This window comes from Sphingobium naphthae (genome assembly GCF_043589935.1).
Lineage (GTDB): Bacteria > Pseudomonadota > Alphaproteobacteria > Sphingomonadales > Sphingomonadaceae > Sphingobium > Sphingobium naphthae_A.
The window spans coordinates 1,060,771-1,083,272 of the sequence record NZ_CP171454.1 but is presented as its reverse complement, the minus strand read 5'-3'; the positions used below and the strand labels follow the sequence as shown (position 1 = coordinate 1,083,272).

The following is a 22,502-nucleotide window of genomic DNA, read 5'->3' as shown; positions in this document are numbered from 1 at the left end:
CAAGGGCAAGGGCGGGGGTAAGGACGGGGCAGGCGCGGCCGATCAGGCGCCGCGCTGATATTCCAGCGCGTCGATGATCTTGCCGCCCGCCATGAAGACCGCGCCCGAACAGGCGAGGGCGAGCAACTGGCCGCCGACGCCGGGATATTGGTGCATATAGACGACGCCGCGCTCGGTCGCGCCCAGGGCAAGCGCGTAGATGACCAGAAAACCCTCAAACTTGGTCTTGATCGTGAAGAGGCCCTTGATCCGTTTCATCATCGTCCCTTCGGGTTGCCGCCCCCGTCAGGGAAGTAGATCGCCCGAAAGCTGAAGATGGTCAACAAGCGTTAACCATGATTGCTCGATCCGCGCGATCAGCCTGGTGTCGCCCAGATCGTCGGGCGCGATCTCTTCTGGCCAATAGCGGGCGACGATGCCGGCGATGTCGTCCAGCTTGCGCTCGTCGAGCAGGAAGCGGGGGTCGATCGTGGCCGGATCAGCGACGACGCGCAGGCGCAGGCAGGCGGGGCCGCCGCCATTGGCCATGGATTGGCGCACATCGACCGGGATAAGGCGGCGGATCGGGCCATTGCCCCCCACCATCTGCTGCAGCCACGTCCAGACCGCCGGCGTGTCCTGCGCTTCGGTCGGCAGCACCAGCGCCATGACGCCGTCGGGCAGGGTGACGAGCTGCGCGTTGAAGAGGTAGCTGCGGATGGCGTCGGCGAGGCTGACGGCGCTCGCGGGCACCTCTACAATCTCCACGCAGGGGAGCGCCGCGCGCAGGGCGGTGTAGAAGCCTTCCTTGTCGGCAAAGGCCAGTTCGTGCATGAAGAGCACCCGCTCATTGGCGACGGCGACCACATCATTGTGAAAGGCGCCGGCGGCGATCGCTTCTTCCGATTGCTGGACGAAGAGGCAGCGGGTCGGGTCCAGACCATGCAGCCGCGCTACCGCCTTGCTCGCTTCGACATGCTGGCGCGCGGGGAAGGGCCCGCCCGACTGGCCGTAGACGAAGATTTCGACGCCCGGCAGGTCGTGCCGTTCGCTTAGGCGCATATGATTGGCCGCGCCTTCATCGCCAAAGGGCGGCGGCACGGGATCATGCACGGCAAAAGCGCGCGCGTCGGAGAAGGCGAGGCGCAGCTGGGCCAGCGTCTGGGGCCATTCATGGCTGCGATGCGGCATGGTGACGAGGTTGGCGACGGTCAGATGCGTGCGGCCGTCCCGTGTATCGGCGCCGGGCGATACCGTCGCGGCATTGGCCGCCCACATGGAGGAAGCCGACATGGCGGCGGCGCGGATATGCGGCTCTGCCTGGGCGACATCGGTGCCCAGGCGCGCGAGCCATTGGGCGTCGGGGCGCCATTGCGGGAGGAACAGCCCCTGCCGCAGGCCCAACTGGATGTTGCCGCGCATCTTTTCCAGCCCCTGCAGCGCGGCGGCGCGCGGTTGCGACACGGCGCCGGCGTTGCGCGCGGAGGCGAGATTGCCGAGGCTGAGGCCGGCATAATTGTGGCTGGGGCCGATCAGCCCGTCGAAATTGATTTCGGTGATGGTCATGCGCGTCCCGCCATGGTGAAGTCGTCGCCGATCGTCAGGCCGATGCGCGCGGCGCTGTCGGCATCGAGCGAGATGGCGCCATCCGCGCTTTCCAGGATCAGGCCCCAGGTGCAGCGATAATCCGCCAGCTGACCGCAGGCGACCAGCATCTTCTGCCCGCCGCTGTCATGGGTGGCGGCCAGCGTCACGTCGCGCGCGGCGGCGATCGTCTTCAACTGGTCGATCTGCCCGATCATCGTCGGGCCGCCGTCGAAAATATCGACATAGCCGGCATTTTCGAACCCTTCGGTTTCCAGCATGCGCATCGCCGCACGGCCATTGGGATGAGGCAGGCCGATGACGGCACGCGCGCTGTCGGTCAGCATCGCGGTATAGATCGGCGTCTTGGGCATCAGGTCGGCGATGAACTGGTTGCCGTTGACCGCGTTGAACTCGTCGGCCTCCTGAAAGCTCATGCCGAAGAAACGGCCGGCGAGGCCGTCCCAGAAGGGCGATCCGCCCGCTTCGTCGATGACGCCGCGCAGTTCCGCGATCACCCGGTCGCCAAAGCGCGCGCGATGATTGCGGATATAGAGATAGCGGCTGCGCGCCAGCAACAGGCCAAGCCCTTCGGCGCGCTCGCGCGGGTGCAGGAAGAGGCCGCCCACTTCCACCGACCCCTCCAGATCGGTGGTGAGCGAGAGCATCTGCGCGCGAAAAGTGCGGCCGAGTTCGCGGCTATGCTGGGTCAGCACGCCCAGGCGATAGGAATAGAAGGGCCAGTTCTGGCCGACGGTCGAGAAAATCTGGCAGGTGCCGCGCACTTGCCCGGTGTCGACATTTTCCAGCACCATGACGATGAGTTCGTCTTCGATGCCGTCGCTGGTGCGCGAGAGCGCCTGTTCGGTCCGTTCCAGCTTGGCCGCGAGGGAGGCGCGGTCGGGCGGCAGGTTGGTGAAGCCCCCGCCGGTGAGCTTCGCCATTTCATAAAGCGTCTGCAAATCGTCCGCGCGCGCTATGCGCATGATGAAGCTCAAGCGGTCATCCTCTCTCTTGTCCCGGTTGAAACTGGCCCTGGGCGATGCGCCAGAGGGCAAGAGCCGACAGCCGCGCGCGTTCGGCCAGACTGTCGGTCAGCAGAAATTCGGCGTCGCTGTGGATGCTGCCGCCGCGCACCCCCATGGTGTCGACCACGGGCACGCCGCAGGCGGCGATATTGTTGCCGTCGCATACGCCGCCCGTGTCGCGCCAGCCGACGGGAAGGCCCAGATCCGCGCCGCACTGGCGCACGAGGCCGAACAGGCGCTCGGCCTTCGCATCCATGGGCTTTGGCGGACGGCCGAAACTCCCGTGCAGATGCAGGCTGACGTCATGATCGCGCGCGACATCGGCCATGGCGCCGTCGATCAGAGCGCGCGCGGCCTGCTCGTCCGCGGGCGTGCGCGGGCGAAAGTTGACGCGCAGCACGGCATGGTCGGGCACGACATTATTGGGGCCGCCGCCGTCGATTTTGGCGGGATTGCAGGAAAAGCCGGCGCCGCTCGCCGCCTTGAGGCGCAAAGCGAGGTCAGCGGCCGCGAGCAGGGCGTTGCGGCCCTCTTCGGGATTGCGGCCGGCATGGGCGCTGCGTCCCGTGACGATGATCGAGAAATTGCCGCTGCCCGCGCGGGCGCCCGCCAAGGTGCCGTCCGGCAGGGCAGGCTCATAGGTGAAGGCGGCGATCTTACCGGCCGCGCGTGCACGGAGCAGCGCCGCGGAGGAGGCGCTGCCCACTTCCTCGTCACTGTTGATGATGACGTCATAGCCCCAGGCATTGGAAGCGTCGCAGGCTTCCATCGCCGCCAGTGCGGCGAGCATCACGGCGATCCCGCCCTTCATGTCGGCGACGCCGGGGCCGTTCAGCACGCCGGGCTCGATCCAATGCTGCGTCTGGAACGAGTGGTCGGCGGGAAAGACGGTGTCCATATGCCCGGTCAGCAGCAAGCGACGGGGCGCATCGGGCCGGACCGACAGAAGCAGATGCTGGCCATGCGCCAGTGGCTGGACGCGTCCTTCCGGGGTCACGCTTTCGACGGGAGCGGGATCGACCAGCAGGAGGTCGCCGGGCAGGACGCTGAACGCGTCGGCCAGCAGCGACGCCATCTGCGCCAGCCCCGGCAGGTTGCGCGACCCGCTGTTGATCGCGGCCCAGCGCTGCACCTGATCCAGCATCGGCGCGGCGGCCGCATGGTCGAGCAGTCGCTGTTCCTCGGGGGACAAATGGGTCATGCCCAGTGTCTATCAGAGGGCGCGACGGCGCTCCACCCCCGCACGAAAATTGCGGGATTCAGAAATCATATGTCAAGGTGAGGCGGCTGAGCGTGTCGAAGTCCCGCGCTTCCAGCACCGTTTCCGATTCATACTGGACATTATAGGAGACGGCCGCCGACCAGCGGGTGCTGACCTTCGTTTCCAGCGAGGTGAGCGAGTTGAGTGTGTAGACATCGGTCTCGGCATAGCCAGAGGCGGTCTGCTTGAAGGTGAGGGTTGGGCTGGCGCGCCAGGCGAGCGCCATCGATCCACGCACGCCGAGCTTCGTTTCCCGCTGGCCGATCAGATATTTGACGTGACGCACGGACGGACCGATGTCGGCGGACAGATCAAGGGGCTTGCTGACGACCAGCTTGTAACCGACGCCGACCGAGGCGGTATAGCGCTCGTCATAGCCGATCGAGGTATCGCGTTCGAACTGGGCAAGGCCATAGGCGAAGCCGCGCGGATCGAACTCGTAGCGGGGCTCATAGCCGGCGAAATAGCGTTCGCGCGACGTGACGCCGTTGGCGCGGCGATAATCGGTACTGGCGGTCAGCTTGTGCGTCCACTGAATGCCCGTGCGTGTGGCGGTCGCCGATGCGCTGATGCCGATTTCGCTGGTCGACCCGGTCGATCGGAAGCCGCCGGCCTCGATCCGGCCGGTCCACAGGTCGCCAATGCCCGCTTCGCGGATCACCGTGTCGTGAGTGGCCTTGGTCCGTTCCTTCCAGCTATTGACCATGCGCTGGATCTGGTCGGTGGAGTCGGGATTGGTCTGCTTGGCGATCTTGGCGACGGTGGCGATTTCCGTTTCATTGCCATTGGCGATCGCTGCTTCCAGCATTTCCCGCACGGCGGGGGGCAGGAGCGCGTTTTCCGCCGCCTGGGCGGCGATGGGCATGGCGATGGAGAGCAGCGATAACGGTATCAGGCAGCGGCGCATGGCCCCTTCATATCGCCTCGACCGCGAATTTTAAGCCCCATTGCGCCGAGCGGATCAGATAAGCGCCCGGAACTCCTGCACTATGTCACGGTACAGCTTGCGCTTGAAGGGGACGATAAGGTCCGGCAGCGTTTCGGGCTGCGTCCATTTCCAGGCGCGAAACTCCGGATGCTCCGTCTCGATATTGATGTCGCTCTCCTGCCCGAGGAAGCGGGCAAGATACCAGACTTGCCGCTGGCCCCGATATTTCCCGCCCCAGATCCGGCCGATCAGTTCAGGCGGCAGATCGTAGAAATGCTCGTCCCGCGCCTTGGCGATGATGTCGACATGGCGACGATCGATCCCGGTTTCCTCGAACAATTCGCGCAGCGCGGCGTCCTTCGCCTCTTCGCCTTCGTCAATCCCGCCCTGGGGCATCTGCCAGGCTTCGACCAGATTATCGATGCGCTGGCCGACGAAGACCTTGCCTTCCATGTTGACGAGCATGATGCCGACGCAGGGGCGATACCCCAGTTCCTGTTCCTTGGGCGTCAAAGCCGTAAGTCCCCATCTCTATGTCCCAGGCGGTGCTCACCCCAGCATCGCCATTGCGCCCAAACGACGCTGCGCCAAGATAAGGGCGCGGCGGTGCGGCGTCCATGGCACGAATCAACGCGGATGCCGATTTGGGATAGGGCCGCGACGCAATATGCGCCAAGGAACGCCTGGAACCGCGCCGGCGCAAGGGGCATTGGACGCGGATGACCAATCCCGTCCTGCTCTGGTTCCGCCAGGATCTCCGCCTTTCCGACCAGGCTGCTCTAGCCGCCGCCGCAGCCAAAGGGCCGGTCATCCCGGTCTATGTGCTGGATGATGAGTCGCCGCGCCAATGGGCCATGGGCGGCGCACAGCGCTGGTGGCTGCATCACAGCCTGGTGCGGCTGGACGCGACGCTGCGGGACAAGGGATCGCGCCTGATCCTGCGGCGGGGCCAGAGCGATAAAGTGCTGGCGCAGCTCGCGCGCGAAGCCGGCGCGGGCCGAGTCCATGCCCTGCATCATTATGAGCCCTGGTGGCGCAACGCGGAAAAGGCGGTCAGCCGGCACTTGGACCTTCGCCTGCATGACGGCGGGCTGTTGTTACCGCCTGGCGCGGTGCGGACAGGCGGTGGCGGGCTTTACAAAATCTACACGCCATTCGCGCGCGCAGTGATGGAGCAGATGCCGCCCGCGACGCCGCAACGAGCCCCGGCGCGGATCGACGCGCCGGACGCATGGCCGCAGAGTGACCGGTTGCAGGACTGGGCGCTGTTGCCCAACACACCGGACTGGGCCGCCGGCTTTTCGGCTGACTGGACGCCGGGTGAAGAGGGCGCGCGCGCGAATGTCGCTGCCTTCATCGACGAGGTGGGCGACTATCCGCAGGCACGCAACCTCCCTTCGGTCGAGGGGACGTCCCGCCTGTCGCCCCATCTGCATTTCGGCGAGGTGTCGCCCGCCTATGTCTGGCATCGCGTCACGTCTTCGAACGATAATCCAGAAATATTCCTCAAGGAACTGATTTGGCGCGATTATGCGCATACGCAAATCTGCGAAATGCCCGCTTATGGATCGGACAATGCGCGCGGCGATTTCGACCGGATGGACTGGCGCGACCTGCGGGAGGCGAAGGCCGATTTCACGGCTTGGAAAAGAGGCAAGACCGGCTACCCGATCGTCGACGCCGGCATGCGCCAGCTATGGACGACTGGCTGGATGCACAATCGCGTGCGGATGATCGCCGCTAGTTTCCTCATCAAGCATCTGCTGATCGACTGGCGGCATGGCGCGCGCTGGTTCTGGGATACGCTGGTCGACGCCGATTACGCCAATAACAGCGTCAATTGGCAATGGGTGGCGGGCAGCGGCGTGGACGCCAATATGTTCACCCGGATCATGGCGCCGCTCAGCCAATCGGAAAAGTTCGAGGCGGCCGATTATATCCGCACATGGGTGCCCGAATTGGCGACGCTGTCGGACGAGGCCATTCACGATCCAGACGCGCACGACGCCCGGCCGAGCAGCTATCCCGCCAAGATCATCGGCCACAAGGCCGGGCGGGAGCGCGCGCTGGCGGCCTACCGGCGCATGAAGCGATGATTGCAGCGCGCCGCGGCTTGCGGCAGGATCGGCGGCATGAATGCTAGCGATCCTCGACGCGGCCGGCAGGCGCTGTCCGTCCGCCGCCCGCCCCGCAGCGCGGCAGGCGCGCGCCTGTCCCGATGGACTGCGCCGCTGTTTCACCGGCTGCTCGACCGGATCGACCAGGGGCTGGAGGCAGGGTCGCTCGAAGCGAGCCTGCCCGACGGCACGCGCCGGCTGCTGGGCGGGCGAGCGCCCGGACCGGACTGCGTCGTTCATCTGCATAGCTGGCGGGGGCTGGTCCGGCTGGCGAGCGGCGGATCGGCCGGCTGGTATCGGGCCTGGGCGGCGGGCGAATGGTCGAGCCCCGATCCGGTGCCGCTGTTCGCCCTCTTCATGCATAATGCCGTGGCGCTGGGACAGGTGGCGCGGCCACGCGGACCGGCGCGCTGGGCTGGGCGGGCGCTGCACTGGCTGCGGCGCAACAGCCGCACCGGGTCGCGGCACAACATCGCCTTCCACTATGACCTGGGCAATGACTTCTACCGGCCCTGGCTCGACGATGACATGCATTATTCCAGCGCCTTGTTCGCCGATGCTGACAGCTGGCTGGAAAGCCTGGAGAATGCGCAGCGGCGCAAGGCGGATGCGATCATCGACCGGCTGGACCTGAAGGATGGCGACTCGCTGCTGGAAATCGGCTGCGGCTGGGGCGGCCTGGCCGAAAGGGCGATGGAGCGGCGGGCGATCCGCTACACCGGCCTGACTTTATCGACCGAGCAGGCCGAATATGCGCGCGATCGGCTGGGATCGGGGGCGCGGATCGAGCTGACCGATTATCGGGACGCCACCGGGCAATATGACGCCATCGCCAGCGTCGAGATGGTCGAGGCGGTCGGGCAGGCCTATTGGACCGATTATCTTGCCGCGATTCACAGGCTGCTAAAGCCGGGCGGTCGCGCGGCGATCCAGTATATCCTGATCAACGACGCGATCTTCGACCGCTATGCGCGCAGCGTCGACTTCATCCAGACCTATATTTTTCCGGGCGGCATGCTGATTTCGGAAAGCCGTTTCCGTCGGATCGCCGAAGAGAGCGGGCTGGAGTGGCGCGACGTCAATCGCTTCGGGCTCCATTATGCCGAAACGCTGCGTCGCTGGCGGCAGAATTTCGACCGCGCCATCGAGGAAGGGCGGCTGCCGGCCAGTTTCGACCAGCATTTCGTGGCGTTGTGGCGCTACTATCTGATGTATTGCGAAGGCGGGTTTCGCGGCGGCGGCATCGACGTCGCGCAGGTGACGCTGGTGAAACCGGGCTGAGGGCTCAGCCTTCGACGCGCATCCTGTAGCCGGTGGGCGTATCGGCGGTCACCAGTTCGACGATGGCATCGGCGATGACTTCGGGGCCTTTGAGCGTCGCCGGATCCTCGCCGGGAAAGGCGCGCGCGCGCATGGCGGTGCGGGTGGCGCCGGGATCGACGATATGGGTGCGGATGGCCGAAATGTTGCGCACTTCCTCCCCATAGGCGCCGATCAGCGTTTCGAGCGCGGCCTTGGATGCGCCATAGGCCCCCCAATAGGCCCGCGGCGATGCCCCGACAGAGGATGTGAGCGCCACGACGCGCGCATCCTCGCTGGCGCGCAGCATGGCGTCGAACGCCGCGATCAGCGCCTGTGGCGCAGCGATGTTGAGGGTCAGCAGGCGCGCAAATTCTTTCGCGTCGATCGCCTGCACCGCCGCGAGCGATCCCAGGGTAGCCGCGTTCAGCACCAGTATGTCGAGTGCGCTCCAGCGTCCGCCGATCGCCTGCGCCAGGCGACCAATGCTTTCCCCGTCGATGAGGTCGAGCGGCGCGATGGTGGCGCTGCCGCCCGCGGCATGGATGCGCTCCTCCACTTCCTCCAGAGCGCCGGCGGTGCGGGCGGTCAGGATGACATGCGCGCCGGCGCGCGCCAGCGCTTCGGCCGTCGCTGCGCCGATGCCGCGACTGGCGCCGGTCACCAGCGCGAGTTTGCCGGAGAGGGGAAGATCGGACATGGCACTCCTGCTATGCCGGCCGCGCGCCGGGCTCATTATGTCTGCAAGGAACAGGGCGGCCGCGCCGGGCCGCCCCGTAAAGGCGTGTCAGACCACGCGTTCGGCGAGCAGTTCGAACTGATTCTGCACCACCGCTTCATCCTGATCGGTCAGCGTGGTCGGATAGTCGCCGGTGAAGCAGGCGTCACAATATTGCGGCCGGATGTCGGCGCGCTTGGCTTCACCTAGCGCCTTGTACAGGCCGTCGATCGAGATGAAGGACAGGCTGTCGGCATGGATGAAGTCCTGCATGCCGCCAATGTCGAGCCGGTGAGCGAGCAGCTTGGTTCGCTCGGGCGTATCGACGCCGTAGAAGCAGCTATGCTTGGTCGGGGGCGATGCGATGCGCATATGGACTTCCGCCGCGCCGGCCTCGCGCATCATCTGCACGATCTTGAGCGACGTGGTGCCGCGCACGATCGAATCGTCGATCAGCACGATCCGCTTGCCCTGGATGAGCGCGCGGTTGGCATTATGCTTCAGTTTGACGCCCAGGTGCCGGACCTTGTCGCCCGGCTGGATGAAGGTGCGGCCGATATAGTGGGAACGGATGATGCCCAGTTCGAACGGGATGCCTGATTCCTGTGCATAGCCGATTGCGGCGGGCACGCCGCTGTCGGGCACGGGGATGACATAGTCCGCCTCGACCGGATTTTCGATCGCGAGTTGCGCGCCGATCGCCTTGCGGACCGAATAGACGCTGGAGCCGTCCACGATCGAATCGGGACGGCTGAAATAGACATGTTCGAAGATGCACGGCCGCGCGTGCGTGTCGCCAAAGGGGCGGTGCGAGCGGATTTCGCCGCTGTTGGTGACGATGACCAGTTCGCCCGGCTCCACCGTGCGGACATAGTCGGCACCGACGACGTCCAGCGCCACGGTTTCCGACGCGAAGATGGTTGCGTCGCCCAGCGTGCCCATGACCAGCGGCCGGATGCCGAGCGGGTCGCGGCAGGCGATCATGCCTTCGGGCGTCATGACGATCAGGGAATATGCGCCCTCGACCTGCTTGAGCGCGTCGATGAACTTGTCGAGCAGGGTGCGGTAGCTGGACGTCGCCACCAGATGGATGATGACTTCCGTGTCCGACGTCGACTGGAAGATGGAACCGCGGCGAATCAGTTCGCGGCGCAGCTTCATCGCGTTCGAGATGTTGCCATTATGCGCGACGGCAAAGCCGCCCGAATTGAGTTCGGCATAGAGCGGCTGCACGTTGCGCAGCGACGTTTCGCCGGTGGTGGAATAGCGGACATGGCCGCACGCGCTTCCGCCCGGCAGACCGCGAATCACGTCGTCGCGGTCGAAATTGCCGGCCACATGGCCCATGGCCCGATGGGTGTGGAACTCATGGCCGTCCCAGCTGGTTATGCCGGCTGCTTCCTGGCCGCGATGCTGAAGCGCATGGAGGCCGAGCGCGACGATGGCGGACGCTGTTTCCGCGCGCGAGACGCCGAAAATGCCGCATTCCTCGCGCAACTTGTCGTCGTCGAAGGGATTGGTCGTGATCATGGGTGCGAACCGGTTCCGTTGCCGTTCTTGCCGCCCCTGCGGGCCGCCTTTGAGCGCGCATATAGTCGCTCAAGCCCAGTTTGTCGCCTCCCTGTCATAAAAAAGCGGGGCAGGCCGGGCAAACGGTGCGTTTCCGCTGTCGGCCAACGGCGCAATGCCCCACTGGCGCGAGCGGACCGGCGCGGCTACACAGGCAGCCCTGATGCATCGTTTCGCCAATCCCGCCCGCTTCCTGAAGATCGCCCGTCCCCTGACCGGCTGGCTGTTCTGGCCGGGCCTGGCGCTGATCCTGGCCGGCGCGGCCTGCGGCCTTCTGCTGACGCCGGCGGATTATCTGCAGGGAGACACGGTGCGCATCCTCTATATCCATGTGCCCGCCGCCTGGTTGGGCATGGGCGGGTGGGCAGGCATCGCCATCGCCGCGCTGATGCAGCTGGTCTGGCGTCACCCCCTTGCTGGAGTCGCCGGCCGAGCGATCGCGGCGCCCGGCGCCTTGTTCACCGCCATTTGCCTGGCCACCGGGTCGATCTGGGGCCGGCCCACCTGGGGGACCTGGTGGGAGTGGGACGGGCGCATGACGTCGATGCTGGTGCTGCTGTTTCTCTATCTCGGCTATATCGCACTCGCCAGCGCCAGCGCGCGCGACGGGCAGGCGGGGGTCAGCAGCGTCACGGCGATCTTCGCGCTGGTGGGTGCAGTCAATATCCCCATCATCAACAGGTCGGTGGTGTGGTGGAACAGCCTGCACCAGGGGCCCAGCATCACCCTGCGCGGATCGAGCATCGAAGGCTCGCTGCTGTGGCCGCTGGCGCTGACGCTGCTTGGTTTTTCGCTGTGGTTCGGCGCGATAGTGCTGATGCGGATGCGGGCGATACTGGCGCAGAACAAGGTGGAGGCGCGCTTGCAGCGCCTGGCGAGGGGCTAGCATGACCCAATGGGCTTTCGTGATCGCCGCCTACGGCGTGACGGCGGCCGCGACGCTCGTGCTGAGCGTGCTGAGCTGGCGCATGATGCGCGGCGCCGAACGCGCGGCGGAACGGCTGTCGGACCGGGCATGAAGGCCAAGCATCAAAGGCTGGTGCTGGCGCTGGTGGCGCTGGCGGCGATCATCGGCGCGGGGCTGCTGGCGGCGTCGGCGTTGAAGGACGAGGCCGCCTATTTCTACGCGCCCGCGGACGTGAAGACGAAGGGCGTAGAACCCGGCCGGGCGATCCGCCTGGGCGGCATGGTGGTCAAGGGTAGCCTGCGACGCGCGGCGGACGGTGTCACCATTCACTTCAACGTCACCGATGGCAAGGCGACGGTGCCAGCGACCTTCAGCGGCATCGCGCCGGATTTGTTCAAGGAAGGCAGCGGCGTTGTGGCGGAAGGCGCATTCGATCGCGAGGGCAGGTTCGTCGCGACCAACCTGCTCGCCAAGCATGACGAACGCTATATGCCCCGCGAGCTGGAGGGGATGCAGTATAATGAAGCCAGGCATGAGATGAAGGTGGAGAAGTGAGCGTTCGGCGGTCTCCTCACGCGTTTGCAGCCTCCCCATGCAGGGGTGGCTTCGCGCCAGCGGATCCGCGCGCATGATCGCCGAGTTCGGCCTGACCGCCCTCTGGCTGGCGGCGGCGCTGGCGCTGCTGCAGCTTTTTCTCGCCTGTGTCGGGCTGATGGGCGGCAAGGCCGAGTTGCTGGATGCCGTGCGGCCGGCAGCGGTGGGGCAGGGATTGCTGACGGCCGCCGCCTTCGCCGCGCTCATCAGCCTGTTCCTGCGGTCCGACATGTCGGTGTTGCTGGTCGCGATGAACAGCCACTCGGCCAAGCCGTGGCTCTATAAAATCGCGGGCAGCTGGGGCAATCACGAAGGGTCGATGCTGCTGTGGGTGACGGTCATGGGCGTCGCCGGCGCGGCGGTTGCGCTGTTCGAACGCGCGCTGCGGCGCGACACGCATATGGCGACGCTGGGGGCGCAGGCGGCGATTTCGCTCGGCTTCTACGCGTTCCTGCTCTTTTCCTCCAATCCCTTCGCGCGGATCGACCCGCCGCCGCCGGACGGGCAGGGATTGAACCCGTTGTTGCAGGACCCCGGGCTCGCCTTCCACCCGCCCACACTCTATCTGGGCTATGTCGGCCTGTCGGTCGCCTTCTCCTTCGCCGTGGGCGCGCTGCTCACGCGCACCGTGGACGCCGCCTTCGCGCGAGCGATGCGTCCCTGGGTGCTGGCGGCATGGGTTCTGCTGACGCTGGGCATCACCGCGGGCAGCTACTGGGCCTATTATGAGCTGGGCTGGGGCGGCTGGTGGTTCTGGGACCCGGTGGAAAATGCGTCGCTGATGCCCTGGCTGGCGGCGACCGCCCTGCTGCACAGCGTCACCGTGCTGGCGACGCGCGACGGGCTGCGCGCCTGGACGATCATGCTGGCGGTGGTCGCCTTTTCCATGTCGATGGTCGGCACTTTCCTGGTGCGGTCGGGCATTCTGACCAGCGTTCACGCCTTTGCCGTCGATCCCGAGCGGGGCAGCTTCATCCTGGTCCTGCTCGCCATCTATATCGGCGGGGCGCTGGCGCTGTTTGGCTGGCGCATCGGGTCGGTGCGCGAAGGGGCACCGTTCGAACTGGTGAGCCGCGAGACGCTGCTGGTCGTCAACAACCTGCTGCTGTCGGTGATATTGGGCGTCGTGCTGATCGGCACCTTGTACCCGCTGATGACGGAAGCGTTCGGGCACAAGGTGTCGGTGGGCGCGCCCTATTTCGACCGCATCGCCGGGCCGATCGGGCTGACGCTGATGGTGGCGATGGCGGCCGGACCGGTGACGCGCTGGCGGCGGGACCGCGCGGGGGCGGTGGCCAAGCGGCTGAGCGTGCCGGCGGCAGTGGCGCTGCTGGCGGCTGCGGCGATCGGGATATTTGCCTGGAGCCGGATCGGTTTGCTGCCTTATCTGGGCCTGATCATCGCGATCGCGGTGGGCGTGGCGAGCCTGGCGCCGCTGTGGAAGCGCAAGCTGCTGCGCACCCCGCTCTTCACCTGGGGCATGGTGATCGCTCATCTGGGATGCGCCGTCAGTCTGGGCGGGATGGCATGCGATTCCGCGTTCACGGTCGAAAAGCTGGTGGCGGCGCGGCCGGGCGAGACTATCCGCACCGCCGGCTGGACGCTGCGCTTTGTCCAGATCCGTCCGGTTGCGGGCGACAATTGGACGGCGCTACAGGCCGACATGGCGGTGGATCGCGGCGGCGCCCCGGTCCTCATGCGGCCGCAGTCGCGTTTCTTCACGTCGCCGCCGACCACGACCAGCGAAGCGGCGTTGCTGACGCGCTGGAACGGGCAGCTGTATGTCGTGCTGGGCGAGGAGGTGGAGGGCGGCAGGTGGCAGCTGCGCATCTGGTGGAAACCCTTCGTCACGCTGATCTGGCTTGGCGGCGCGCTGATCGCTCTGGGCGGGGCTTTGGCGTTGGTCGGGCGGGAACGGCGCGGATGGCTGATGAAATGGCGATCGAGGAGCATGGCGGTATGAAGAAGATCCTGATCTGGCTGCCGCTGCTGCTGTTCCTGGCGTTCATCGCGCTGTTCGCCAGCGGGCTGTTCAAGCCCGACGATCGCATCATCCATTCCCGACTGGTGGGGCAGGCGCTTCCGGTCTTCGACCTGCCGGCAGCGGCGAGCGACCGACCCGGCCTGGCGAGCGCGCAGATGGCGCGGGGCAAGCCGCGCCTGCTCAACATCTTCGCCAGCTGGTGCGTGCCCTGCGCGGCGGAAGCGCCGCAACTGATGGTGCTCAAACAAGCGGGCGTGGAGATCGACGCCATAGCCATTCGCGACGCCCGAGCAGATGTCGACGGCTTTCTGGCGCGCAACGGCAATCCCTTCGCCCGGATCGGCCTCGACGCGCGCAGCGCGGTGCAGATTGCGCTGGGATCGTCCGGGGTGCCCGAAACCTTCGTGATCGATGGCGCTGGGCGCATTGCCTATCAGCATATCGGCGAAATTCGCGCCGACGACGTGCCGATGATCCTGGAGAAGCTGAGGGACGCGCAATGAGGCTGATCCTCGCTCTGCTTCTGGCGCTGATGCCTGCGGCCCCCGTGTCGGCGCAGACAGCCTTGCCGCCCGCCCCCTGGGCCGACCGGCAAATCCCCGACGCCAGCCAGGAGCGCGAAGCCAGGGCGCTGATGGAGACGATCCGCTGCCTCACTTGTCAGAGCCAGTCGATCGCCGATTCGAACGCCAGCATGGCCGCCGACATGCGCTCGCAGATTCGGGAGCGGATCATGGCGGGGGAGAGGCCGGAGACGATCCGGGCGTGGCTGGTGTCGCGATACGGCGATTGGGTGAGCTATGAACCCACGGCCGCGCCCATTCTCTGGCCGCTCTGGGGCGCGCCGCTGCTGCTCCTGGCGCTGGGCGTGCTGCTGCTGCGCGGCCGGATCAGGCGGCGCCGCTCATGACCGGGTGGATCATCGCCTTCGCGCTGGCTGGATTGACGCTGGGTGGGCTGCTGCTCCTGGGGCGCATACCCCGCTCCGCGCGTGAAGTGAGCGCAGCGGCGCTGCTGCTGGGACTGGCCGGCTATGTCTGGCAGGGCAATCCCGGTCTTGCAGGCGCGCCGCGCAAGGCCGCCGCGGCGGAAGGACAGGATTTCGACGAGGAACTGGCGGAGAAGCGCCGGGGGCTCGCCGAGCGCTTCGGGCCGGCGGCGCAATGGATGATGCTGTCCGATGGCCTCGCGCGCCAGGGCAAGACCAAGGAAGCGGCCAATGTGCTGTTGTCGGCGCTGCGGGATCGCCCGGATGATGCCAATTTGTGGCTGGGCCTTGGCAATGCGCTGGTCGCTCATGGCGACGGGATGCTCTCGCCCGGAGCGCAATTCGCCTATCGCCGGGCGCTGGCGATCGATCCGGACGGGCCGGCGCCCCGTTATTTCTACGGACTGGCGCTGGCGCAGGCGGGACAGTTGCAAGCCGCGCGCGACCTGTGGGTCCCGCTCGCCGCACGCGCACCCGAGGACAGCGACGTGCGCAAGGAACTGGAAGCCAATATCGCGCGTATCGACGCCATGCTGGCGGGCGAGACCATCCGCCGGCCATGATGCGGCGCAGCGTTCGCGTTGCACGACGATGGGAGCCGTGTTAGGGCGCGGCGGTTTGCGGGGGCAAGCGGACTTTTTCCGCCCATGCCCCCGAGTGGATGTCCAGACGAGCATGACCATTCGGCATATCCTTCATGGCTGATCTCCTTCCGAATACCGCCCCATCGTCCCCTGACGAGGGGCAGGGCGGTCACGGTCATGCTCGGCAGAAGGCGACGGTGAAGCTGGTTGTAGGCGCGATCGGCATCGTGTTCGGCGACATCGGCACCAGCCCGCTCTACGCCTTTCGCGAAACCTTCGCCGGCCATCACAAGCTGACGCTGGACCCCGATCACATATTGGGCGTCATCAGCCTGATGTTCTGGTCGATGATGCTGGTGGTGACGCTGAAATATGTCAGCATCATCATGCGCGCCGACAACAAGGGGGAGGGCGGCAGCCTGGCGCTGCTGGCGCTCATCAACGGCCAGACCAAGTCGCAGCGCTGGTCGCGCGGCATCGTCCTGCTGGGCGTATTCGCCACAGCGCTGTTCTACGGCGACTCCATGATTACGCCGGCGGTGTCGGTCCTGTCGGCGGTGGAGGGCATCGCGGTCTATAATCCCGACCTGGCGCCGACGATCCTCCCGGTCGCGATCCTGATCCTGGTCGGGCTGTTCTGGATCCAGGGGCTGGGCACCAATCGGGTGGCGTCGCTGTTCGGGCCGATCATGCTCACCTATTTCGTAACGATCGCCACGCTGGGTGTCATTTCCATCATCCAGACGCCGGGCATTCTCTTCGCCTTCAATCCTTATTGGGCGCTGATGTTCTTCGTCACCGATCCGTTGCCGGCCTTCCTGGCGCTGGGGTCGGTGGTCCTGGCCGTGACCGGGGCCGAGGCGCTTTACGCCGATATGGGCCATTTCGGCCGCAGTCCGATCCGCGTGTCCTGGCTGACATTCGTGCTGCCCGCGCTGATGCTCAACTATATGGGGCAGGGCGCGCTGCTGTTCCGCGAAGGCGCGGTGGCGTTGCAAAGCCCCTTCTACAATCTCGCGCCGCAATGGGGGCAGCTTCCACTGGTCGTGCTGGCGACGATGGCGGCGATCATCGCGTCGCAGGCCGTGATTTCCGGTGCCTTCTCCGTCACGCAGCAGGCGATCCAGCTAGGTTTCATGCCGCGGCTGCGCATTTCGCACACCAGCGCGTCGGCCGCCGGCCAGATCTACATCCCCCTCATCAACTGGGGGCTGATGACGATGGTCATCCTGCTGGTGCTGGTGTTCCAGACATCGTCCAACCTGACCGCCGCTTATGGCATTGCGGTCACGGGCGCGATGTTCATCGACAATCTGCTGCTGACCGTGCTGCTTTACCGCCTGTGGCAATGGAAATGGTATTATGCAGCGCCGCTGCTGGGGATATTCTTCCTGGTGGATGGGGCCTATCTGGCGGCGAACCTGACCAAGGTGCCCGATGGCGGCTGGTTCCCGCTGCTGATCGGGTTCATCATCTTCACGCTGCTGACCACCTGGTCGCGGGGCCGGCGGCTGGTGCAGGACCGTCTGCGCGAAGCGGCGATGCCCATCCCGGTGTTCGTCGCGTCCGCTGCCAACAGCGCGGTGCGAGTGCCCGGCACCGCAGTGTTCATGACGTCCACCCCCGATGGCGTGCCCCATGCGCTGCTTCACAACCTCAAGCACAACAAGGTGCTGCACGAGCGAGTCATCCTGCTGACCGTGAAGATCAAGGATGTGCCGGTGGTCGAGGATGAGAGCCGTGCGAAGCTCGAGGATCTGGGCCGTGGCTTCTTCCGCCTGGTGCTGCATTATGGCTTCATGCAGGAGCCCGACGTGCCCGCCGCGCTCAAGAATGTCACAGGCTGCGGCCAGGCGTTCAAGATGATGGACACCAGCTTCTTCCTGGCGCGGCAGACGCTCTTGCCATCGGCAAAGCCCGGCATGCCGCTGTGGCGGGAGAAGATCTTCGCCTGGATGCTGCGCAACGCGGAAAGCGCGATGGAGTTTTTCCGGCTGCCGACCAATCGCGTCGTCGAACTGGGCAGCCAGGTCGAAATCTGACGGCGGTCCAGCGCGGGTCGCTGTTTCCGAAAGTCACGGGAAACAGAAAAGGGCGCGACCTGGGAAGGTCGCGCCCAATGTCATGGCTTAGCGATGCCCGTCAGGCGGCGTCGCGATCCTGAGCGTTGATGTCGACCAGCTGACCGCCGTTGATGGCGATCTTCTTGGGCTTCATCGCCTCGGGCACTTCGCGCACCAGTTCGATGATCAGCAGCCCGTCAGCCAGATCCGCCTTCTCGACGCGGACGAAGTCCGCCAGTTCGAAGCGGCGTTCGAAGCTGCGGTTGGCGATGCCGACATGCAGGAATTTGGAACGATCCGCCGCCGTCTCATCCTTGCGGCCGACCACCTGCAGGAGGTTCTGCTGGGCGGTGATGTCAATTTCGTCAGGGCGGAAGCCCGCGACGGCGAGGGTCACGCGATAGCGATCCTCCGACAGGCGCTCGATGTTGAAGGGCGGATAATTGTCGCTCTGCTGCAACCGGGCATTGTTTTCGATCAGGTCGAACAGACGATCGAAGCCCACGGTCGAGCGGCGATAGGGGGTAAGGTCAAAAGCACGCATCGTCATAATCTCCTAAGAGCAGAATGAACCAGTGCCGGACCCGAAATCAGGCGTCCGGCGAGTCAGCGCCCGGCCCCCTGCGGCGACCGGACGCAATTGATATGGTTCGACGAAACCGGGTTTCAAGAGGGCGGCGCGGGGATGGATTCGTTGTGGTGCAGGCGGGCGGATGAAGGAAGAAGAAGCGGGCGCAATCAGGCTTGATCGGACCGGTCTGTCCCTGTCGTGAAGAACATCGATCCCTCAAGATGATGACGGCGGCTGTCGTGCGAAGTCGATCCAAAGAAAAAGCACCCGGATCATGCTTTCATGATCCGGGTGCTTAATGGACGATTGCTCGTCTCCCCCTTGGCCTGCCTCGACCGCTTCTTAGCCCCCTAAGCTCGAAGCGGGATGCAGTATCCCTGAACCACGGCCTTTCACCTGTGCTTCGATAGTCTTGCTATGCCCGGCGCAGGTTGGAGTCACGGGCAAAATCGGGCCGCTGTGATTTTCGGTGCAGCCCTGTGGCGACGATGCAACAATCCGGCAATGCTTGCCGTCGGGCAGGCGCAGCCCTAGACCCTGCTGCAACTCACTATCGAAGGGCCGTTCGCGCCACATGATTCTATCCCGTTACGAACGCATGATCGCCAAGCGCTACCTGCTGCCGGGCAAGGGAGAGGGCTTCATCTTCCTGGTCGCGGGCATCAGCCTGGTCGCGGTCATGCTGGGTGTCGCCGCGCTCATCATCGTCATGAGCGTCATGAACGGCTTCCGCGCCGAGCTGTTCGACAAGATTGTGGGCCTGAACGGCCATGCGGTGGTGCAGGGCTATGGCGGCCGGCTGCCCGACTGGCAGTCGATCCTCAGCCAGGCGAAGGCGACGCCGGGCGTGACCAGCGCCACGCCGATGATCGAGCAACCGCTGCTGGGCAGCTTTCAAGGACGCGTCGAAGCGGTTCTGGTGCGTGGCATGACTGTTGGCGATATTCGCGCCAACAAGACCATGAAGGCCAAGATCATCTCCGGCAACCTGGATGCGCTGACCCCTAACGCTGCCAAGATCGGCATCGGATCTCTACTTGCGGAAAATCTGGGTCTCCAGGTTGGAGACAGTCTGACGATCATCAATCCGGCGGGACGATCCACGCCGTTCGGAACCATGCACCGGGAAGTATCCTACCAGGTCGCAGCCATCTTCGAAATCGGCATCTATGATTATGACAAGGCGTTGGTGGTTATGCCGATCGAAGACGCGCAAACCCTGCTGCTGCTGGGCGACGTCGTGGGCATGATCGAAGTCGAGACGGTGAACCCGGACAGGGTCGGCGCCATCCTGGAGCCGCTTGCGGCGAAGGTCGCCGGACGCGCGGTCGTCACCGACTGGCGACAGATGAACGCGTCGCTGTTCGAGGCGCTGGCGGTCGAGCGGGTGGCGATGTTCGTCGTCCTGTCGATCATCGTGCTGGTCGCGGTGTTCAACATCCTCTCGTCGCTCATTATGCTGGTGCGCGCGAAGACGCGCGATATCGCCATCCTGCGAACGATGGGGGCAAGCCGCGTCGGCCTGGTCAAGATCTTCATGACGGTGGGCGTCACCATCGGCGCGCTCGGGATGGTGGCGGGGATGGTGCTGGGCTTCACCTTCCTCTTCTTCCGCCAGAGCGTCGTGAACGCGATCCAGTTCGTGACGGGGCAGAATCTCTGGGATCCCTCGATCCGCTTCCTGACGGAGTTGCCCTCTCAGCCTGACCCGGTGGAGATCACGGTGATCTGCGTCATGGCGCTGCTCTTCAGCTTCCTCGCCACTCTCTACCCGGCCTTCAAGGCCGCCAATACCGATCCTGTCCAGGTGCTGCGCTATGAATGATGTCCTGAAGGTCACTGGCCTTGCCCGCAGCTTCACTCAGGGCGGCGTGACGATCGACGTGCTGCGCGGCGTCGACCTGCGCGTGGGCGAGGGGGAGATCGTGGCGCTGCTCGGCCCGTCGGGCTCCGGCAAGTCGACGCTGCTGCAGGCGGTCGGCTTGCTGGAGGGCGGGTTCGAAGGGTCGATCCGCATCGCGGGAGAGGAAGCCGCGAAGCTGGACAATGACGGGCGGACGCGGTTGCGGCGCGACGCGCTGGGCTTCGTCTATCAGTTCCACCACCTGCTGCCCGATTTCAATGCGACGGAAAATGTCGTGCTGCCCCAGGTGATCCGCGACATCGACATGGGCGTGGCGCGGGCGCGCGCGGAATCGCTGCTGACATCGCTGGGCCTGGGGCACCGTCTGGATCATCGGCCGAGCCAGTTATCGGGCGGCGAGCAGCAGCGCGTCGCGGTGGCGCGGGCGCTGGCCAACCGGCCCGCGCTGGTGCTGGCGGACGAACCGACCGGCAATCTGGACGAGCGGACCGCCGATGTGGTGCTGGCCGAATTTCTGCGGCTGGTCCGGGGCGAAGGCTCCGCTGCCCTGGTCGCGACTCATAATGAGCGGCTGGCGCAGAAGATGGACCGGGTCGTGCGACTGCACGAGGGGCGGCTGGAAACCGCCTAAGCGGCTTCCGATGCGGCGCCGTCCCGCGCGGCGGCGACGACGATGCGGTCGCGCCCTTCGCGCTTGGCGCGAAGCAGGGCCGCGTCCGCCGTGCGCAGCAGCCGGTCGGCCGGGCCATGGTCGGGAAAGACCGCAAGTCCGAACGACGCCGTGATGGGGCCAAGCGGCTTGCCGCGATGATCGACGCGCAAGTCGCGAATTTCCTGTTGCACTTGCGCCGCGCGCTCCAGCGCCTGTTCCGGCCCGAAGCCCGGCATCATCAGGACGAATTCCTCACCGCCCAAACGAAACGCATTGCCCTTTTCGCGCAGTGCCCTGCCCAGTACGCGCCCCACCGCCTGCAGAACGGCGTCGCCGGCGTCATGGCCGAATTCGTCATTGAAATGCTTGAAATGGTCGATGTCGATCATCAGGCAGGACAAAGGCGAGCGCTGCCGTTCTGCCTGTTCCACCTGATAGCTCAACACCTCGTCGAAGTGGCGGCGATTGGCGAGCCCGGTGAGCGCGTCGGCCATCGCCATTTCGCGCAGCGCGTCGCGCAGCCGCAGGTTGGCGAGCGCCAGGCCGATATTCTCGCCCACCATCTCGATATATTTTTCGGTGCGGACGACATCGTCGGCCGATGCAGGTTCGGTGCGCTCCAGATAGAGAAGGCCGATGCTTTCGCCCTGCGCGATCAGCGGCATGCACAGCGTCGCCGCATCCGGCACGCCATCCAGATGATCACAGGGTATGTCGATCGCCGAGCCCGCAGGCCGATGTGGCTGGCCCCGTCGCAACGCCCAGCAGGCCGATGGCGGGAAGTCGGCGCGCGACAATGTCGGTTCGCCCCAGGCGCAGGCTTGCTGCATCAGCCCCGACCGGCTGTCCTGCACATAGAGGCGACCAGCAAAGAGCGGCGCGATCTCCGGCGTGAAGCGGCGCACGACCTCGGCCAGGTCGCGCATCGTGTCGCACCCCTGAAGCCGCTGGGTCATGCGGGACAACAGGTCGCGCGAAGCCCGGTCGCGCTCGCGCTCCTGTTCCAGCTTCTGCCGCTCCAGCCCGTTTTCGCGGAAGACGCGGATCGCCTGGGCCATGTCGCCAATCTCGTCCACCTGCCGCAGGTCGGGCGGGATAGCGGCATAATCCTGGGCGGCCAGCCGCGTCACCACATCGCTGAGGCGCACCACCGGATGAAGGATGCGCTGCTTCAGGATGAAATAGAGGACGCACAGGAACAGCAATGCGGTGACGCCCAGCATCACTTCCGACATGGTGCGCCACAGGCGGGACGTGTCGGTCGCGCGCGCCACTGCCTGATCCGTGCGCTGGTCCAGCATATATTGGAACTTGGCGACCTGCGAGGCGACGCGATCCATTTCACGGCCATATTCGTCGCCGAACAGGATGGCGCGGGCCGTCGCATCCCGATCCTGCTGCGCCGCCTTGAGCGCGGCGTCCTGCTCGTCGAGCAGCGCGTCGGCCCAGTAGAGCGCCTGTTGCAGCGCCTGCAGCTCGGCCAGGCTGGCCCCTGCATCCTTGAGGTGACGGACGCGATCCTCGACCGTGCGCAGCGCCGCGCGTTCGCGGCGATAGGCGATCATATGGCTGGGATTGCCCGTGACCACGAAACCGCGCGCCTGTTCGCTCAGGCGGTAGACATCCTCCTCCAGCGTGGCGGTCAGCTGATCGAAGACGGCGCGCTGGGCAACGGCCGCACGCTCTTCTTCCTCGACATGGGACGCGAGCAGCATGGTCGTGCCCGAAGCGAGCGTCAGCGCGACGGTTGCGCCATAAGCCCAGTTGGTGATCGTGGAAAGCCGCATGGTCACGCGACTCTAGGGCCTAGAG

22 protein-coding genes are annotated in these 22,502 nt (G+C 65.8%); 12 read left to right on the top strand and 10 right to left on the bottom strand.

What is annotated here, in order from left to right; genetic code table 11:
• Positions 1–42: 42 nt before the first annotated feature.
• Genes ACGGKE_RS05275 through ACGGKE_RS05250 form a run of 6 tightly spaced genes read right to left on the bottom strand, consistent with a single transcriptional unit; the run spans position 43 to position 5,245 of the window.
• Positions 43–258: a hypothetical protein gene (locus tag ACGGKE_RS05275; protein WP_228168120.1), complete on the bottom strand. Its 216-nt coding sequence runs from the start codon at positions 256–258 to the stop codon at positions 43–45.
• Between the two features lie 27 nt (positions 259–285).
• Positions 286–1,545, bottom strand: coding sequence for an N-succinylarginine dihydrolase (locus tag ACGGKE_RS05270; RefSeq protein ID WP_394440677.1), 1,260 nt, complete (start codon positions 1,543–1,545; stop codon positions 286–288).
• Positions 1,542–2,561: an arginine N-succinyltransferase gene (locus tag ACGGKE_RS05265; protein ID WP_394440675.1), complete on the bottom strand. Its 1,020-nt coding sequence runs from the start codon at positions 2,559–2,561 to the stop codon at positions 1,542–1,544. The genes ACGGKE_RS05270 and ACGGKE_RS05265 overlap by 4 nt, the downstream gene beginning before the upstream one ends.
• Before the next feature lie 4 nt (positions 2,562–2,565).
• Positions 2,566–3,792: a hydrolase gene (locus ACGGKE_RS05260; protein ID WP_394440673.1), complete on the bottom strand. Its 1,227-nt coding sequence runs from the start codon at positions 3,790–3,792 to the stop codon at positions 2,566–2,568.
• Between the two features lie 58 nt (positions 3,793–3,850).
• Entirely contained in the window at positions 3,851–4,759 is a 909-nt protein-coding gene (locus ACGGKE_RS05255; protein ID WP_394440671.1) for a YdiY family protein, read from the bottom strand.
• 54 nt (positions 4,760–4,813) lie between these two features.
• Complete coding sequence (locus tag ACGGKE_RS05250) at positions 4,814–5,245, bottom strand: RNA pyrophosphohydrolase (protein WP_394441742.1); 432 nt, start codon at positions 5,243–5,245, stop codon at positions 4,814–4,816.
• A gap of 254 nt (positions 5,246–5,499) precedes the next feature.
• On the opposite strand from ACGGKE_RS05250, the gene ACGGKE_RS05245 reads away from it, so the two are divergent.
• Positions 5,500–6,876, top strand: a complete 1,377-nt coding sequence (locus ACGGKE_RS05245) for a cryptochrome/photolyase family protein (protein WP_394440669.1) — start codon at positions 5,500–5,502, stop codon at positions 6,874–6,876.
• A 36-nt stretch (positions 6,877–6,912) separates the two neighbouring features.
• On the top strand, positions 6,913–8,178 hold the full coding sequence (locus ACGGKE_RS05240; protein ID WP_394440666.1) for a class I SAM-dependent methyltransferase: 1,266 nt from the start codon (positions 6,913–6,915) through the stop codon (positions 8,176–8,178).
• 4 nt (positions 8,179–8,182) lie between these two features.
• Here the strand turns inward: ACGGKE_RS05240 and ACGGKE_RS05235 are convergent, their stop codons facing one another.
• Together ACGGKE_RS05235 and purF are read right to left on the bottom strand one after the other, a co-directional pair.
• The gene (locus tag ACGGKE_RS05235; RefSeq protein WP_394440664.1) at positions 8,183–8,896 is read right to left on the bottom strand and encodes an SDR family NAD(P)-dependent oxidoreductase; all 714 of its coding nucleotides are present in this window, start codon (positions 8,894–8,896) and stop codon (positions 8,183–8,185) included.
• Positions 8,897–8,983: 87 nt separating this feature from the next.
• Positions 8,984–10,444, bottom strand: coding sequence for an amidophosphoribosyltransferase (gene purF / locus ACGGKE_RS05230; protein WP_394440662.1), 1,461 nt, complete (start codon positions 10,442–10,444; stop codon positions 8,984–8,986).
• 202 nt (positions 10,445–10,646) lie between these two features.
• Here purF and ccmC point away from each other — a divergent pair, with 202 nt between their 5' ends.
• The 8 genes from ccmC to ACGGKE_RS05190 all read left to right on the top strand — a co-directional run bounded on the left by ccmC (position 10,647) and on the right by ACGGKE_RS05190 (position 17,582).
• Positions 10,647–11,369: a heme ABC transporter permease CcmC gene (gene ccmC / locus ACGGKE_RS05225; protein WP_394440660.1), complete on the top strand. Its 723-nt coding sequence runs from the start codon at positions 10,647–10,649 to the stop codon at positions 11,367–11,369.
• A gap of 1 nt (position 11,370) precedes the next feature.
• The gene (locus ACGGKE_RS05220) at positions 11,371–11,502 is read left to right on the top strand and encodes a hypothetical protein (RefSeq protein ID WP_394440658.1); all 132 of its coding nucleotides are present in this window, start codon (positions 11,371–11,373) and stop codon (positions 11,500–11,502) included.
• Positions 11,499–11,945, top strand: a complete 447-nt coding sequence (ccmE, locus tag ACGGKE_RS05215; RefSeq protein WP_394440656.1) for a cytochrome c maturation protein CcmE — start codon at positions 11,499–11,501, stop codon at positions 11,943–11,945. The genes ACGGKE_RS05220 and ccmE overlap by 4 nt, the downstream gene beginning before the upstream one ends.
• Positions 11,946–12,018: 73 nt before the next feature.
• Complete coding sequence (locus ACGGKE_RS05210) at positions 12,019–13,947, top strand: heme lyase CcmF/NrfE family subunit (protein ID WP_394440654.1); 1,929 nt, start codon at positions 12,019–12,021, stop codon at positions 13,945–13,947.
• A complete protein-coding gene (locus ACGGKE_RS05205) occupies positions 13,944–14,471 on the top strand; it encodes a redoxin family protein (protein WP_394441739.1) in 528 nt (175 codons plus the stop codon). Before ACGGKE_RS05210 ends, ACGGKE_RS05205 begins: the two co-directional genes overlap by 4 nt.
• Positions 14,468–14,878, top strand: coding sequence for a cytochrome c-type biogenesis protein CcmH (locus ACGGKE_RS05200; RefSeq protein WP_394440652.1), 411 nt, complete (start codon positions 14,468–14,470; stop codon positions 14,876–14,878). Before ACGGKE_RS05205 ends, ACGGKE_RS05200 begins: the two co-directional genes overlap by 4 nt.
• Complete coding sequence (locus tag ACGGKE_RS05195; RefSeq protein ID WP_394440650.1) at positions 14,875–15,519, top strand: tetratricopeptide repeat protein; 645 nt, start codon at positions 14,875–14,877, stop codon at positions 15,517–15,519. Before ACGGKE_RS05200 ends, ACGGKE_RS05195 begins: the two co-directional genes overlap by 4 nt.
• A 134-nt stretch (positions 15,520–15,653) precedes the next feature.
• Entirely contained in the window at positions 15,654–17,582 is a 1,929-nt protein-coding gene (locus tag ACGGKE_RS05190) for a potassium transporter Kup (RefSeq protein ID WP_394440648.1), read from the top strand.
• A 100-nt stretch (positions 17,583–17,682) separates the two neighbouring features.
• Here the strand turns inward: ACGGKE_RS05190 and ACGGKE_RS05185 are convergent, their stop codons facing one another.
• A complete protein-coding gene (locus tag ACGGKE_RS05185; RefSeq protein WP_228168097.1) occupies positions 17,683–18,147 on the bottom strand; it encodes an Hsp20 family protein in 465 nt (154 codons plus the stop codon).
• A gap of 601 nt (positions 18,148–18,748) precedes the next feature.
• Here ACGGKE_RS05185 and ACGGKE_RS05180 point away from each other — a divergent pair.
• Both ACGGKE_RS05180 and ACGGKE_RS05175 read left to right on the top strand, forming a co-directional pair.
• Complete coding sequence (locus tag ACGGKE_RS05180; protein WP_394440645.1) at positions 18,749–19,999, top strand: lipoprotein-releasing ABC transporter permease subunit; 1,251 nt, start codon at positions 18,749–18,751, stop codon at positions 19,997–19,999.
• Complete coding sequence (locus ACGGKE_RS05175) at positions 19,992–20,669, top strand: ABC transporter ATP-binding protein (protein WP_394440643.1); 678 nt, start codon at positions 19,992–19,994, stop codon at positions 20,667–20,669. The genes ACGGKE_RS05180 and ACGGKE_RS05175 overlap by 8 nt, the downstream gene beginning before the upstream one ends.
• Here the strand turns inward: ACGGKE_RS05175 and ACGGKE_RS05170 are convergent.
• Positions 20,666–22,477, bottom strand: coding sequence for a diguanylate cyclase (locus ACGGKE_RS05170; protein WP_394440640.1), 1,812 nt, complete (start codon positions 22,475–22,477; stop codon positions 20,666–20,668). The genes ACGGKE_RS05175 and ACGGKE_RS05170 overlap by 4 nt on opposite strands.
• Between the last annotated feature and the right edge of the window lie 25 nt (positions 22,478–22,502).